We start from the raw sequence: 14671 nt of genomic DNA, 5'->3' as shown, positions 1-14671 counted from the left end.
TCCATCGTGCCGCATGAGTTCCGCCCGTTGCGTGTGCGGCGCGGTGGATGCCGGAACACGTCCGGCATGACGGAATTGGCGGGCAATGACGATCAACCTCTCCGACTATGAAGCCGGCAAAAAATACGACGGCGACTATGACAAGGACCTCGCGAAGCTCCAGGAGCGACTCGCGCATGTCCAGGTTGCGCATATCGTCCATAAACGCCGCGCGCTGATCCTGTTCGAGGGCTGGGATGCGGCGGGGAAGGGTGGGATCATCCAGCGCCTCACCTCCGAATGGGACCCGCGCAATTTCGAAGTCTGGCCGATCAAGGCGCCGACGCCGATCGAGCTCGGCCATCATTTTCTGTGGCGCTTCTGGAAGAAGCTGCCCGCCAACGGCAATATCGCTGTGTTCGATCGCAGCTGGTACGGCCGCGTTCTGGTCGAGCGGGTCGAGGGCTTCGCCACCGAGGCAGAATGGCGCCGCGGCTATGACGAAATCAACGAGTTCGAAGCTCAGCAGGGGGATTCAGGAACCACAATTGTCAAGCTGTTCATCCACACGACGCAGAAGGAACAGGACGAGCGCCTCAAGGCGCGGCTCGAACATCCCTGGAAGCGTTGGAAAACCGGCGCTGAGGACTATCGCAATCGGGAGAAGCGCTCCGACTATCTCGATGCGATGGCCGAGATGTTCCGTCGCACGGACACGCGCTGGGCTCCCTGGCACGCGATCGATGGCAACAACAAGAAGGCCGCGCGCATTGCAGCCCTCACGGTCATCGTCGAGCGGCTAGAAGCCAGCGTACCGATGGATGCGCCGCCGCTCGATCCGGCGTTGGAGAAGATGGCGCGCAAGGCGCTTGGCATCGATTAATGGGTCAGGCGGGGGCGAACGCCCCGTTTTCGTCCATTACGTGCAGCACACCGTCAGCAATCGCAAAATAGGCGCCGCGGAGCCTCAGCGTTCCGGCCGCCTCGCGCTCGGGGATGCAGGGGAAGGTCCGCAGATTGGCGAGGCTGACCCGCACCGTCTCCAGTTCCAGTTCATGGACCGCCTCGGGTCCGGTGCCATATTCGGCGACGACCCGGTCCCGCGCGTCGTCGAGCATATCTACCCAATGATCGATGAAACCGCCTTCGCCGGGTGGCTTGCCGGCAAAGCGCTGTGACAGGGCCGCGGCGACGCCACCGCACGAGCCATGGCCCATCACCACCACCTCGGAGACTTCTAGCTGGGTCACCGCGAATTCGAGTGCAGCCGAAACGCCGTGCCGTTTTCCGTCGAGCTCGAACGGCGGCACCAGATTGGCGATGTTGCGCACGACAAAGATCTCTCCGGGCGAGACATCGAAGATCTGGGCGGGATCGACCCGGCTATCCGAACAGGCAATCACCATCACGCTGGGATTCTGACCTTCGCGAAGCTCGGCCCAGCGCGAGCGCTGGCGAGTCCAGTCGGTGTCACGGAAGCGGTGATAGCCGCTGAGCAAGTCTGAAAAGCCGGTCATGGCGCTCCCTTTGCCGTCGAGAGGAGGGGGTGGCAAGGCCGGGCTGCAGTCGCTATCTGGCCTCCATGAACGAGATTACGCCGCTCGCCCGCCCTGAACGCCAGCGCAAGCCCGACTGGATCAGGGTCAAGGCCCCGACCAGTGTCGGTTTCGCCGAGACCAAGGCGATGATGCGCCGCCTCAACCTCAATACCGTGTGCGAGGAAGCTGCCTGCCCGAACATCGGCGAGTGCTGGACCAAGAAGCACGCCACAGTGATGATCCTGGGCGACACCTGCACCCGCGCCTGCGCCTTCTGCAATGTGAAGACGGGCATGCCGCGCGCAGTCGACCCGCTCGAGCCGCAGCACACCGCTGATGCGGCCGCTGAGCTCGGCCTCGAGCATATCGTTATCACCTCGGTCGATCGCGACGATCTGCCGGATGGCGGTGCGTCGCAGTTCGTGAAGGTGATACAGGCGCTTCGCCGCACCACGCCGAAGACCACGATCGAGATTCTGACGCCCGATTTCAGGAACAAGGCGCAGGCTGCGGTCGAGTCGATCGTTGAGGCGCGGCCTGACGTCTACAACCACAATCTCGAAACCGTGCCGCGGCTCTACCCGACGATCCGCCCCGGCGCGCGCTATTATGCGTCGCTGCGGTTGCTCGAATCGGTCAAGCGGCACGATCCTTCGATCTTCACCAAGTCGGGCGTCATGGTCGGGCTCGGCGAGGAGCGGCTCGAAGTCCATCAGGTGATGGACGATATGCGCTCGGCCGACATCGACTTCCTGACCATGGGCCAATATCTCCAGCCAACCCCGCGCCACGCCAAGGTCCTGGATTTCGTGACGCCCCAGGCATTCGACGCCTATGCGGCGATCGCCCGCGCCAAGGGCTTCCTGCTCGTTGCCGCTACGCCGCTGACGCGGTCGAGCTATCACGCCGGCGATGATTTCGAGAAGATGCGTGCCGCGCGCGAGGCCCAGCTTTCGAGGGGGCTTTCGAGGGGCTGATGCCGCGCCACTCCGAAACCCGCAGGCTGCCCTATAGCCGCGAACAGATGTTCGATCTCGTCGCCGATGTGGCCCGCTATACCGAGTTCCTGCCCTGGGTCAGCCAGATCCGCGTGCGCTCGAACAGCGAGACCGAGATGGTCGCTGACATGATTGTCGGTTTCAAGGGCCTGCGCGAAACCTTCACCTCGAAGGTCGAGAAAGTCCGGCCGGAGCGTATCCATGTCGATTATCTCGACGGCCCGCTCAAATATCTGCGCAACGATTGGGTCTTCCGCTCCGACGGCACGGGCTGCGCAGTCGATTTCAGCGTCGATTTCGCCTTCAAGAATCGGGTGTTCGAGATGCTCGCCGGCCAGGTGTTCGGAGCGGCATTGCGCAAGATGATCGGCGCGTTCGAGGATCGCGCCGCCGTGCTTTATGGGGCTGCTGGCGCGTCTCCGGCCGGGGGCAACAACAGCTCGAGCGCACACAGAGCCGCCTGAAGGCGGATGCCGCCGCGGCCCAGGTCGCCGAAATCCTTGCGATCAGCCACGACGTTGCCCGGGTCTCCGCCCTTTTCGGCGCGCGCGAACACAACCGTTCCGACGGGTTTCTTCTCGGTACCCCCGCCAGGTCCGGCGACCCCGGTGATGGCAACCGCGACATCGGCACCGCTCAGCTCGAGCGCGCCCTGCGCCATGGCCCAGGCAGTCGCGATCGACACGGCGCCGAAGGTTTCGAGCACGTCGGAGCTGACCTTCAGCATGTCGAGCTTGGCGTCGTTCGAATAGGTCACGAAGCCTGATTCGAAAATCTCGGACGATCCGGCGATTTCAGTCAGGGCGGCAGCGACAAGACCGCCCGTGCAGCTTTCCGCCACGCTGATGCGTCGGCCGATCGCGAGATTCTCCTCAACCACCCGCCGTGCGGCGGTGACGAGCTCGGTTGGGAGAATCGTGTCCATGGGATCAGGACCCCGCCACCGGGCAGATCGGCAGATCCTGCTTCTTGCCCTTGGCGGCATTGTCCTTGTTTACCAGCTCGATCACGCTCACGATCGTCTCGGCAAAATTGACGGGTGGCAGGGGTGCCAGTTCGGTCAACATATGGTCGATCGTCGCGCAGTCTTTCGGCTTGATCGCCTTGGCGAGTTCGGGCGCGAGCATTGCGATCACCATCGGCCGGATTTGATCGGAGTCGAGCATGGCCGCAATCAGCTTGTCCTGATCAGACCCAGCCCCGTCTTTTCCGGAACCCGCGGCAAGCTTGCTGATGCCGGTTTTTGCCTGGGGCCAGGCGCGATCGGCTTCTGCCTGAAAACCTTGGATATAGGAGCCCGTCGTCTGTCGGACCAAAGCCGTTGACGGAAGGACCTGTGCGCAGGCAGTGCCAGCTGCCTTGATCGCTTCGGGCGCAAGCACCAGCACCAGGCTCACGGCTTCGCCATGGGTCACACACGGTTGCTTCGCGGCCTCGGCTGCCTGCGCGCTGTTCGCGCCGAGCGCTAACCAGAGGGCGGCTGCGGCCGAAGCAGGAATTCGTTTCGTCATCACATCTTCCCCGGAATTCGAATGGTGGCAATCGCCTGGGCGGCGATCCCTTCGCCGCGACCGGCGAAGCCCAGCCGCTCGGTCGTCGTCGCCTTGACGCTAATCTGACCCGGCGCGAGCCGCAACAGCCCTGCGATCCGGTCGCGCATCGCCGTGCGGTGCGGGCCGATCTTCGGCGCTTCGCAAATCAGCGTCAGGTCGATGAAATCGATGATCCCGCCGCGCGCGGTGATCAGCGACGCGGCATGTTCGAGGAATTGCGCCGAGTCGGCACCACGCCATTGCGGGTCCGTCGGTGGGAAATGGGTGCCGATATCTCCCTCGGCGATTGTGCCGAGCAGGGCGTCAGTGATCGCATGGAGCGCGACATCGGCGTCGCTATGGCCCGACAGCCCCTTGTCATGTGGGATGAGCACTCCGCCGAGCCATAGTTGCTCGCCTTCGACCAGCCGGTGCACGTCGAAACCAGTCGCGCTACGCACCCGCATGCCGCCGCCATGGCGCGCCTCGGCGGCGGCGAAATCGGCCGGGTAGGTAATCTTCTCGAGCATCATGTCCCCTTCGATCAGCGCGACGCTGCCGCCTGCCTTCCGTACCATCTGGGCATCGTCGGTCGGCTCCTCACCAGCCCAGCCACGATGTGCGGCAAGCACGGTGTCGAAACGGAAAGCCTGCGGCGTCTGGATGCGGTGCAATCCGTCGCGCGGCATGACCTCGCCGAGCGTCGCGCCGCTCAGTCCGCTATCATCACGCGCAAGCGTATCAGCAACGGGCAGGGCAGGGACGGCACCTTCGCTCGTGTCGAGGGCGGCGAGCAGCCGGTCGATAACAGCCGCGCTCAAAAAAGGGCGAGCGGCATCGTGGATCAGCACGCGCTCGGGGTTGCCGCTCGCCAGCGCCTCGAGCCCGGCCAGCACCGACAGGCGACGGGTCGCACCGCCAGTGACATGTTCGACATCGCCGAGAGTCGCCGCCAGTGCCCCTTGCTGGCCCTGGCCGATCGCGACGACGACCCGGTCGATGCCAGGGTGCCTGGCCAATGCCGCGAAACTGTGGGCGATCATCGGTTTGCCGGCGAGGATCGCGAATTGTTTGGGCAGAGTCCCGCCGCTCCGCACGCCTTGTCCGGCGGCGACGATCAGCGCTGCGGTGCCGGTTCGCGTCATCGCGCCCGCCTAGCGGAACGGCGAAGCGACCGCCAGCCTTGCCGGATAGGCCGACCTCCCCTATAGGCTGCCCGTTTTTCAGGCACATGACCCAGACCCTCGCCCCCATCCAGATCGGACCCGTCCGGATCGAGCGCCCCGTGATTCTCGCGCCGATGACGGGCGTCACCGATATGCCGTTCCGCACGGTTGTTCGGCGCTTCGGTTCGGGGCTGAACGTTACCGAGATGGTCGCGAGCCAGGCCGCGATCCGCGAGACGCGACAATCGCTGCAGAAGGCGGCCTGGGACCCGGTCGAGGAGCCGGTGTCGATGCAGCTGGTCGGCTGCACGCCGCATGAGATGGGGGAGGCTGCCAAGCTCAGCGAGGACCGCGGCGCCGCGATCATCGACATCAATATGGGCTGCCCAGTCCGCAAGGTGACGAGTGGCGATGCGGGCTCTGCGCTGATGCGCGACCTCGACACTGCCGGTGCTATCATCAAGGCGATCGTCGCGGCGGTCAGCGTGCCGGTCACGCTCAAGATGCGGATGGGCTGGGACCATTCCAGCCTCAACGCGCCTGAACTCGCCAGGGTCGCCGAGGATCTCGGCGTGAAGATGGTCGCCGTCCATGGCCGCACCCGCAACCAGATGTACCGCGACACAGCCGACTGGGCCTTTATCCGCCGGGTGAAGGATGCGGTCTCGATTCCGGTGATCGCCAATGGCGATATCTGCTCGATCGAGGATGCCGAGAAGGCGCTTGAGCAATCGGGCGCCGACGGCGTGATGATCGGCCGCGGCGCTTATGGCCGGCCATGGCTGCTCGCGCAGGTGATGGAATGGTTCGCCAGCGGCCGGCGCATCGAGGATCCGACAGTCGAGCAGCAATATGATCTGATCACAGAGCATTATGATGCGATGCTGGCGCATTACGGCAATGAAGTGGGCGTCAACATGGCGCGCAAGCATATCGGCTGGTACACCAAGGGGCTGCACGGCTCGGCCGAGTTCCGTAATCGCGTGAACCAGATCGCGGATCCGAAGACGGTCCAGGCAATGCTCGCTGAGTTCTACGCGCCCTGGCGCAGCCGTGCGGCGGCTTGATCTCATGGCCGAAAAGGCGGGGCCAAGCTTCGCCGCGCTCTTTGCCAGCCTGCCGATAGCGGTGATGGTGATCGATCCGCAGGAGCGGATCGCCTTTGCCAATGCCGAGTGCGAGACTTTGCTCAACCTCTCCGAGCGAGCGATGCGCGGGCTGCCGCTCGAAAGCGTGCTCCAGCCGCCCGGGGAACCGAGCCGGCGCGACAATCAGGGTTTCGCCGCCTTCGATGCCGAGATCGAGATCGTGCGCGGTGGGCGGGTGATGGTCGATTATGTCGAGGCGCGGGTGCCCGACMATCCGGGCTGGCGCTCGATCACGCTCCACACAGGTGCCACTTCGCGCCGGATGGGTCAGTCAGTCGACCGGGCCTCGGCGGCGCGGGCTGCGATCGGCGCGGCGGCGATGCTTGCGCATGAGATCAAGAACCCGCTTTCAGGCATTCGCGGTGCGGCCCAGCTCCTGGCGGCTGACAGCAGCGAGGAACTGACCACGCTCATCACCACCGAGGTCGATCGGATCACGGCGCTGATCGACCGGATGCAGGACTTCACCGACACAAGGCCGCTGAGCTTGAAGGCGGAGAATATCTATCCGCTGCTCGGCCATGCCCGGCGCGTCGCGCTGGCGGGGTTCGCGCGGCATGTCCTTATCGAGGAACGCTTCGATCCGTCGCTGCCGCCGGTGCTCACCAACCGCGATGCGCTCCTCCAGATCGTGCTCAACCTGATCAAGAACGCGACCGAGGCGATGCGCGACCGGGCCGATGCGCGGATCACGCTCGCCACCGCTTATCGTCACGGCATGGCAGTCAGCCCCGCGCCGGGCCGGCCGCGCCAACCGCTGCCAATCGAAATCTGCGTGATCGACAATGGTCCGGGCGCGCCCAACGATATCGCCGAGCATCTGTTCGACCCGTTCGTCTCGGGCAAGCCGGAGGGGCAGGGGCTCGGCCTCGCTTTGGTCGACAAGCTGGTGCGCGACATGGGGGGCATCGTGCAATATGCGCGCGAAGGATCGCCGCCCCAGTCGGTGTTCCGCATTCTGTTACCCAGAGGATCCGCATGAAAAAACAGGGCTCGATCCTGGTCGTCGATGATGATTCGGCGATTCGCACCGTCGTCGCCCAGGCACTGCGCCGCGAGGGACACCGCGTGACGACCGCCGCGAGCCTCGCCGAGTTGGATGTCCAGCTCGCCGCGAGCATGCCCGATGTGCTGATCACTGATGTCGTGCTTCCCGATGGCAACGGTCTCGACCGGGTCCAGAAGCTCGTGCTCGAGCACCCGCGCTTGCCGGTGATCGTCTTCTCCGCGCGCAACACGCTGACCACTGCGGTGCGCGCGACCGAGGTGGGCGCTTATGACTATCTGCCCAAGCCCTTCGACCTCGACGTCCTAACCCGTGCCGTGCAGGGAGCGCTCGCCCGCAACAATGGCCTGACCGAGGAGTTGGCTGACGAAGTCGATCCGGCGCTGCCGCTGATTGGCCGGTCGCCGGCGATGCAGGATGTCTATCGGATCATCGCGCGGGTCGTCTCCAATGACCTTACCGTGCTGATCTCGGGCGAATCGGGGACTGGCAAGGAGCTGGTCGCACGGGCGATCCATGATCTCGGCCCGCGGCGGCGCTCGCCCTTTGTGGCGCTCAACATGGCTGCGATTCCGCGCGAGCTGATCGAGGCCGAGCTGTTCGGACATGAGCGCGGCGCCTTTACGGGTGCCCAGGCCCGCTCGGCCGGACGTTTCGAGCAGGCCGAGGGCGGGACTTTGTTCCTCGACGAGATCGGCGATATGCCGATGGAGGCCCAGACCAGGCTGCTCCGCGTGCTGCAATCGGGCGAGTTCACCACGGTTGGCGGCGCGCGGACGATCCGTGCCGATGTGCGCATCGTTGCCGCGACCAACCGCGATCTCTCCCAGCTCGTCGCCAATGGTCAGTTCCGCGAGGATCTCTTCTACCGGCTGAATGTGGTGCCGGTCAGCCTGCCGGCGCTTCGGGCACGGCGCCAGGACATCGCCTTGCTTGCTCGGCACTTCCTCGATCGCGCGGCCGAGGGTGGTCTTCCGCGCAAGCAGCTCGACCCACTCGCGATCACGGCGCTCGAAAATTACGACTGGCCCGGCAATGTCCGCGAACTCGAGAATATCATGCGTCGCATGGCGGTGCTGAGTCGTGACGAGCGGATCGATGCGGACGAGGTGCGCGCGGTACTCGGTGCCGCAGCCATCGCCTCCGGCGTCCTGCCGGGCGATCCGGGAATCGAGGCGGCTGTCCGTGCGCGACTCGAGCGCCTCGCGCGCGAGGAACCTGCGGCGCTCGACGACGGCACGCTCTATGATCGCATCATCGGCGAGGTCGAACGGCCGCTGATTGAGGCACTGCTCGCCCGCCATGGTCAGAACCAGCTGCGTGCGGCCAGGGCGCTGGGAATCAACCGCAACACCTTGCGAAAGCGGCTCGACACGCTCGGGATCGACCCCGACGCAGGACGGTCAGGTGGGGCCGATTCGGGGTAGCACGACAAATTGTGTGTTTTCCTTGCCACAATGTCGTTGTATTGAAGACACGATGATAGCTGATGCGGCACCTATGCCGAGCCCTCCACTACGGAAAGTGCGCCTTGCGGTAACCCCGCTCGTTGAGCTGTCGGTGCTTGGTTTTGCGGTTGCGATCGCGGTTGGAAGTTATTTTATAATCTCGAGCGGCGGCGCCGAGCCCGCCATGCTGAAGCCCTGGACGGTCGCGCTCCTGCTCGTGGCCAATCTCGTTCCCGGCATCGCACTGCTCGTGCTGCTCGGTCGCAGGATCGCAATGCGGCGCGCGGCACGTTCGCCGATCGGGGGGCGTGGGCAGCTCCATGTCCGCCTGGTCGCCCTGTTCTCGGTGATCGCCGCCGTGCCCACCTTGCTGGTGGTAATCTTCGCCTCGCTGCTGTTCCAGTACGGAGTCGAATTCTGGTATACGGGCCGGGCACAGGGAGTGGTCCAGAACGCGCAGACTCTCGCGCAAGAATCGTACAGCGAGATGCTGAGCTACGTGGACAAAGAGAACCTCGCTATGGCGCAGGATCTGTCGCGGTGGCTCAACGAATATCACCTGACGATCGAAGACCAGAAATTCCAGGCGCTTTACGGACAGGACGTGTTCCAGCGCAGTCTCGCTGAATCGGTGATCTTCTCGGTATCCAAGACCGGTGAGATTCATTCCGAGGCGCTGGTGAATCCCTATGAGCGCGATCTCGACCGCGCCATCGACCTTGCTGCGATCAACCAGTTGCGCCAGGGCAAGGCGAGCGTTGCGAGCACCAGCAGCCAGCGCACGACCTCGATCACGTCGATTCCAAACACCAATTTCTTCCTCTATTCAGCCCGCGTCACCGGCGCTGAACAGATGACCGCGCGCATGCACCGCGCCCAAGCGGTCATCTCCGATTACCAGGCGCTGCTGACCCGCTCACGCTCGCTCCAGCTCAGGTTCAACGCCGCCCTGCTCGGGATCTCGTTGCTGATCGTCGGCATTGCGGTGTGGATCGCGCTTGCCGTTGCAGATCGACTGGTGCGGCCGGTGGGTGAATTGGTCGCCGCTGCGCACCGGGTCGCGACCGGTGACCTGACGGCGCGGGTGCCTGAGCCGAAGAGTGACGATGAGGTCGGCACGCTCGCCAACGCCTTTAACCAGATGACCGGGCGGCTGCAGGAACAGACCGGCGCGCTCGAAAGTCGTCGCGCGTTGATCGAGGCGGTGATGTCGGGGGTGAGCGCGGGGGTGATCTCGATCGCGGCCGATGGCCGGATCCGGCTGATCAACCGCTCGGCGGCGATGCTGCTCCACACCGGGGACGAAAATCTCGTCGGCAAGCCACTCGCCGACATTTCGCCCGAACTAGGTGCGCTGATTGGCGGTGATACCCGTGAGGCGATCGTCGAAGTCGAGGTTGAGGGCGACCCGAGGACGCTCGCAGTGAAGATTGCGCGCTCTGACGAGGGGCCGATCCTGACCTTTGACGACATCACCGGCCAGCTGCTCGACCAGCGCCGCGCCGCATGGTCCGACGTCGCCCGGCGGATCGCGCATGAGATCAAGAACCCGCTGACCCCGATCCAGCTTGCCGCCGAGCGCCTCCAGCGCCGCTATGCCAAGCAGATCGCCAATGACGATGGCACTTTCACCCGGCTGACCGAGACGATCGTGCGGCAGGTGGGCGATCTGCGGCGGATGGTCGACGAATTCTCGTCCTTCGCGCGGATGCCCAAGCCGGTGTTCCGCGAGGAATCGCTGGTCGATATCGCGCGTCAGGCAGTGTTCCTGCACGAGGTGGCGCATCCCGCGATCCACTTCGGCCTCATCCATGACGATCCCGGCCCGATGCTGGTGTGCGATCGCCGCCAGATCGGGCAGGCGCTGACCAATATCGTCAAGAACGCAGTCGAGGCGATCGACGCGAAGGGGGAGGCGGCTGAGGGCGCGGTTACGATGACCCTCGCCGAACAGGGCGGCAAGGTGATCGTCAGCGTGGTCGACAACGGTGTTGGCCTGCCGGTGCAGCGTGACCGGCTGGTCGAGCCCTATGTCACGACCCGCGCAAGAGGCACCGGGCTTGGCCTCGCGATCGTCAAGAAGATCGTCGAGGAACATTGCGGCACCATCACCTTCGCCGATGGGGAAGGCGGCGGCACGAGGGTGACGATGGCGTTCGACACCAGCGCGCTGGCGACGATCGGTTGCAGCGACCACGGCAATGAAGAGGGGGAAGACCAGCGCACCCCTGAACTCACACGGAATCGGACCTGAAGCATGGCACTCGACATCCTCATCGTCGACGACGAGCGCGATATCCGGGAACTTGTCGCGGGCGTGCTCGAGGACGAGGGCTATGAGACCCGCGGCGCGGCCGACAGCGATGCGGCCCTCGATGCGATCTCAGCCCGGCGGCCTTCTCTGGTGCTGCTCGATGTGTGGCTTCAGGGCTCGCGGCTCGATGGGCTCGAGCTGCTCGACGAGCTGAAGCGCCGTGACCCGTCGATCCCAGTGCTGGTGATCTCGGGGCACGGCAATCTCGATACGGCGGTCGCGGCGATCCGGCGCGGGGCGGCCGATTTTATCGAAAAGCCGTTCGAGGCCGAGCGGCTGCTGCTGATGGTCGCCCGCGCCACGGAGACCGAGCGGTTGCGGCGCGAGGTGGCGTCGCTGCGCGCTTCGGTGGGCACCAACAATGATCTCACCGGCAACTCGGCCGCGATCAACGGCGTGCGCGCTACCCTCAAGCGGGTAGCGTCGACCGGCAGCCGTGTGCTGGTGATGGGCGCGGCCGGGGTCGGCAAGGAGATTGCGGCGCGGCTGCTCCATGGCTGGAGCCAGCGCGCTAACGCGCCGTTCGTGGTGGTGAGCGCGGCGCGGATGACGCCCGAGCGAGTCGAGGAGGAATTGTTCGGGGTGGAGGAGCAGGGGCAACTCGTCCGCTCCGGCCTGCTCGAGCAGGCGCATGGCGGGACGCTGTTCCTCGACGAGATCGCGGACATGCCGATCGCGACCCAGGCGCGGATCCTGCGCGTGCTGACTGATCAGAGCTTCACCCGGGTTGGTGGCCAGCGCGTGGTCAAGGTCGATGTGCGGGTCGTCTCGGCGACGGCGCGCGACCTGACCGAGGAGATCGCCGAGGGCCGTTTCCGCGAGGATCTCTATTACCGGCTGAACGTGGTGCCGGTGACTATCCCCGGCCTGGCCGAACGCCGTGAGGACATTCCCGCGCTGGTGGCGCACTTCATGGCGCATTACGCCTCGGAGCGTCGCGTGCCGACGCCTGAGGTCGCGCCTGACGCAATGGTCGCGCTGCAAAGCTATGAGTGGCCGGGCAATGTCCGTCAGCTGCGCAATGTCGTCGAACGGACGATCATCATGGCGCCGGGCGACCGGATCGGGCGGATCGACCTCGATCTGCTGCCGGCCGAAGTGCTAGGCGATCCGGGCGAAATGGGCGGCAGCACCAATGCGATCATGGGGTCGCCGCTGCGCGAAGCCCGTGAGACCTTCGAGCGCGAATATCTTCGGGTCCAGATCCGCCGCTTCTCGGGCAATATCTCGCGCACCGCGAGCTTTATCGGCATGGAGCGATCGGCGTTGCACCGGAAACTAAAATTGCTCGGCATCACCGAAACGCGCGACGAATAGGCATGGTCGATAAGGCCAGCTTATGGCCTGTGACATAATTCGAGCTCCGATCCGACCCGAATGTTGGAATTTCACGAGAGAAGACGCGTGAAATCCGGCCTGTCCTGTTGGATCATTTTGTCATGCCTATCGGGGGGTTCTGGACCTGACAGGTGACGGTGCGGAGTTCCGGCACCCCATCATAGGTGATTTCGGAGCACCGTTGAATCGCGCTACGGAGCGATCGCCTGCCGATTTCGGCGACGAACAGTGGACGCCGCGCACGCGTGTGCCTAGATTGACCATGTCGCGCCTTTGTAAGGCGCGTTTCCGACACCGGGAGCCGGTGCACCGCGGGCGAACAGCCCGCCAATAACAAAGGATCGACCGATGGCCGACAAGCAAACTTCCCTCCAGGATCTGTTCCTCAACGCGCTGCGCCGTTCGAAGACGCCGGTGACGATGTTCCTCGTCAAGGGCGTCAAGCTTCAGGGGATCGTCACCTGGTTCGACAATTTCTCGGTGCTGCTGCGCCGCGATGGCCAGTCCCAGCTCATCTACAAGCATGCGATCTCGACGATCATGCCGTCCGCTGCAGTCGATGTAGCGGCGATCGTCAACGCGGTTGGCGAAGCGCAGAAGAAGCAGCCGCTGCTCCAGGAGATCTTCCTGAACGCAGTGCGCAAGTCCGACGACAATGTGACGATGTTCCTCGTCAATGGGGTGATGCTCCAAGGCCAGATCGCTGCCTTCGACCTGTTCTGCATGCTGCTGCAGCGCGATGGCATGTCACAGCTCGTCTACAAGCACGCCGTCTCGACCATCCAGCCGGCGCATCCGCTGAATTTGGCTGATGAAACAGCGACTACGGACGAAGATTGACCACAGGATTTGAACGTGGCGGTTTTGAGCGGGACCGGGACGAGTTCGCGCGTGGTGCGCGGGCCGTCATCGTCTATCCCGAGCACGGCGTCTCCTCGCGGGACGCCGAGGCTCGGCTGAACGAAACCGCCGGGCTCGCCGAGGCAATCGGCGTGGTCGTGGCGGACAAGGTCGCGATCCGGGTGCGGCAGGCCAAGCCTGCGACCCTGATCGGCAGCGGCCAGGTCGAACAGCTCGCCGCGACGGTGCGGATGGAGGAGGCGGGGCTCGTCGTGTTCGACGCTGCCCTGTCGCCGGTCCAGCAGCGCAATCTCGAGACCGCGCTCGAGGCCAAGGTAATCGATCGGACCGGCCTGATCCTCGAAATCTTCGGCGAACGTGCCGCGACCGCCGAGGGGCGGCTGCAGGTCGAACTCGCCCATCTCGATTATCAGGCGGGCCGGCTGGTGCGGAGCTGGACCCATCTCGAACGCCAGCGCGGCGGCTTCGGCTTTCTCGGCGGCCCGGGCGAAACCCAGATCGAGGCTGACCGCCGCCTGATCCGCGACCGCATGGCGCGGCTCCGCAAGGAGCTCGACCAGGTGACGCGCACCCGCGGCCTGCACCGCGACCGCCGCCAGCGCGCGCCCTGGCCGGTGATTGCGTTGGTGGGCTATACCAACGCCGGAAAATCAACGCTTTTCAACCGCCTGACGGGCGCTGACGTCATGGCGGAAAACCTGTTGTTCGCGACGCTGGACCCGACGCTGCGGCAGATTTCGCTGCCGGGCATCGACAAGGCGATCCTGTCCGACACGGTCGGCTTCGTCTCCGAACTGCCGACCCAGCTCGTCGCTGCGTTCAAGGCGACGCTCGAGGAAGTGATCTCGGCCGACCTGCTGATCCATGTCCGCGACATCGCGCATCCCGATAGCGCTGCCCAGCGCGCCGATGTCGAGGCGGTGCTGACGGAGATCGGCGTTGCCGCCACGACGCCGCGCATCGAGGCGTGGAACAAACTCGACCTGCTCGAAGGCGATGCGCGCGACGAGATGATCGTTGAGGCGGGGCGTCGCCAGGATGTGGTGGCGATCTCGGCGGTGACCGGGGAGGGGGTTGATACCCTGATCGAGACAGTCGCCGCTTTGCTGACCCAGGGGCATAGGCGCTATTCGATCACGCTTGATGCGTCGGATGGCGCGGGCGCGGCATGGCTTCATGCGCATGGCGAGGTGATCGGCCAGGAGGTCGAGGGCGACAGCGCGGTGTATGATGTGCGCATGGCGCCGCGGGATTATGAGCGGTTCCAGCAGCGGGGCGAGTGATTGTAGCATAAGCGCTCGGGCAGCTACCGACGCGTCTGCAGCCGTTAGAAGATTGCTCAC

At 64.8% G+C, this 14671-nt stretch carries 13 protein-coding genes and 1 pseudogene; 10 read left to right on the top strand and 4 right to left on the bottom strand.

The features are described 5' to 3' along the window. Positions 1-85 precede the first annotated feature (85 nt). Positions 86-862, top strand: coding sequence for a polyphosphate kinase 2 family protein (locus AC1DVS_RS21545; protein WP_478026242.1), 777 nt, complete (start codon positions 86-88; stop codon positions 860-862). 4 nt (positions 863-866) lie between these two features. Here the strand turns inward: AC1DVS_RS21545 and AC1DVS_RS21540 are convergent, their stop codons facing one another. Beyond that, positions 867-1496, bottom strand: a complete 630-nt coding sequence (locus tag AC1DVS_RS21540; RefSeq protein WP_478026241.1) for a carbonic anhydrase — start codon at positions 1494-1496, stop codon at positions 867-869. 65 nt (positions 1497-1561) lie between these two features. Here AC1DVS_RS21540 and lipA point away from each other — a divergent pair, with 65 nt between their 5' ends. Both lipA and AC1DVS_RS21530 read left to right on the top strand, forming a co-directional pair. Continuing rightward, entirely contained in the window at positions 1562-2494 is a 933-nt protein-coding gene (lipA, locus tag AC1DVS_RS21535) for a lipoyl synthase (protein WP_478026239.1), read from the top strand. Next, on the top strand, positions 2494-2979 hold the full coding sequence (locus AC1DVS_RS21530; protein WP_478026237.1) for a type II toxin-antitoxin system RatA family toxin: 486 nt from the start codon (positions 2494-2496) through the stop codon (positions 2977-2979). The genes lipA and AC1DVS_RS21530 overlap by 1 nt, the downstream gene beginning before the upstream one ends. Here AC1DVS_RS21530 and AC1DVS_RS21525 read toward each other — a convergent pair. Genes AC1DVS_RS21525 through AC1DVS_RS21515 form a run of 3 tightly spaced genes read right to left on the bottom strand, consistent with a single transcriptional unit; the run spans position 2913 to position 5192 of the window. After that, positions 2913-3440, bottom strand: a complete 528-nt coding sequence (locus AC1DVS_RS21525; protein ID WP_478026235.1) for a CinA family protein — start codon at positions 3438-3440, stop codon at positions 2913-2915. The genes AC1DVS_RS21530 and AC1DVS_RS21525 overlap by 67 nt on opposite strands. A gap of 4 nt (positions 3441-3444) precedes the next feature. Then, positions 3445-4026 (bottom strand): hypothetical protein, encoded by a 582-nt coding sequence (locus AC1DVS_RS21520; RefSeq protein WP_478026233.1) that lies wholly within the window; start codon positions 4024-4026, stop codon positions 3445-3447. Next, positions 4026-5192, bottom strand: coding sequence for a bifunctional 2-C-methyl-D-erythritol 4-phosphate cytidylyltransferase/2-C-methyl-D-erythritol 2,4-cyclodiphosphate synthase (locus AC1DVS_RS21515; protein WP_478026231.1), 1167 nt, complete (start codon positions 5190-5192; stop codon positions 4026-4028). Before AC1DVS_RS21515 ends, AC1DVS_RS21520 begins: the two co-directional genes overlap by 1 nt. Positions 5193-5278: 86 nt before the next feature. Here AC1DVS_RS21515 and dusB point away from each other — a divergent pair, with 86 nt between their 5' ends. The 7 genes and pseudogenes from dusB to hflX all read left to right on the top strand — a co-directional run bounded on the left by dusB (position 5279) and on the right by hflX (position 14611). Further along, a complete protein-coding gene (gene dusB, locus AC1DVS_RS21510) occupies positions 5279-6280 on the top strand; it encodes a tRNA dihydrouridine synthase DusB (RefSeq protein ID WP_478026229.1) in 1002 nt (333 codons plus the stop codon). Positions 6281-6284: 4 nt separating this feature from the next. Further along, entirely contained in the window at positions 6285-7343 is a 1059-nt protein-coding gene (locus AC1DVS_RS21505; protein ID WP_478026394.1) for a two-component system sensor histidine kinase NtrB, read from the top strand. Then, positions 7340-8794 (top strand): nitrogen regulation protein NR(I), encoded by a 1455-nt coding sequence (ntrC, locus tag AC1DVS_RS21500; protein ID WP_478026227.1) that lies wholly within the window; start codon positions 7340-7342, stop codon positions 8792-8794. The genes AC1DVS_RS21505 and ntrC overlap by 4 nt, the downstream gene beginning before the upstream one ends. A gap of 73 nt (positions 8795-8867) precedes the next feature. Then, positions 8868-11069: a sensor histidine kinase gene (locus tag AC1DVS_RS21495; protein WP_478026226.1), complete on the top strand. Its 2202-nt coding sequence runs from the start codon at positions 8868-8870 to the stop codon at positions 11067-11069. A gap of 3 nt (positions 11070-11072) precedes the next feature. Next, positions 11073-12446, top strand: a complete 1374-nt coding sequence (ntrX, locus tag AC1DVS_RS21490) for a nitrogen assimilation response regulator NtrX (protein ID WP_478026224.1) — start codon at positions 11073-11075, stop codon at positions 12444-12446. 309 nt (positions 12447-12755) lie between these two features. Continuing rightward, positions 12756-13307, top strand: a pseudogene (hfq, locus tag AC1DVS_RS21485) (RNA chaperone Hfq); the annotation flags it as partial. Beyond that, positions 13304-14611 (top strand): GTPase HflX, encoded by a 1308-nt coding sequence (hflX, locus tag AC1DVS_RS21480; protein WP_478026223.1) that lies wholly within the window; start codon positions 13304-13306, stop codon positions 14609-14611. The pseudogene hfq and the gene hflX, both read left to right, overlap by 4 nt. Positions 14612-14671 lie beyond the last annotated feature (60 nt).

The organism is Sphingomonas sp. P3_C5 (genome assembly GCF_056402635.1).
The sequence above is the reverse complement of the archived record's forward strand: the minus strand, read 5'-3'. Positions and strand labels throughout refer to the sequence as shown.

Coding starts and splice junctions, on each gene's coding strand:
- AC1DVS_RS21545 (WP_478026242.1), top strand. CDS start 86: ATGACGATCAACCTCTCCGACTATGAAGCCGGCAAAAAATACGACGGC.
- AC1DVS_RS21540 (WP_478026241.1), bottom strand. CDS start 1,496: ATGACCGGCTTTTCAGACTTGCTCAGCGGCTATCACCGCTTCCGTGAC.
- lipA (WP_478026239.1), top strand. CDS start 1,562: ATGAACGAGATTACGCCGCTCGCCCGCCCTGAACGCCAGCGCAAGCCC.
- AC1DVS_RS21530 (WP_478026237.1), top strand. CDS start 2,494: ATGCCGCGCCACTCCGAAACCCGCAGGCTGCCCTATAGCCGCGAACAG.
- AC1DVS_RS21525 (WP_478026235.1), bottom strand. CDS start 3,440: ATGGACACGATTCTCCCAACCGAGCTCGTCACCGCCGCACGGCGGGTG.
- AC1DVS_RS21520 (WP_478026233.1), bottom strand. CDS start 4,026: ATGACGAAACGAATTCCTGCTTCGGCCGCAGCCGCCCTCTGGTTAGCG.
- AC1DVS_RS21515 (WP_478026231.1), bottom strand. CDS start 5,192: ATGACGCGAACCGGCACCGCAGCGCTGATCGTCGCCGCCGGACAAGGC.
- dusB (WP_478026229.1), top strand. CDS start 5,279: ATGACCCAGACCCTCGCCCCCATCCAGATCGGACCCGTCCGGATCGAG.
- ntrC (WP_478026227.1), top strand. CDS start 7,340: ATGAAAAAACAGGGCTCGATCCTGGTCGTCGATGATGATTCGGCGATT.
- AC1DVS_RS21495 (WP_478026226.1), top strand. CDS start 8,868: ATGCCGAGCCCTCCACTACGGAAAGTGCGCCTTGCGGTAACCCCGCTC.
- ntrX (WP_478026224.1), top strand. CDS start 11,073: ATGGCACTCGACATCCTCATCGTCGACGACGAGCGCGATATCCGGGAA.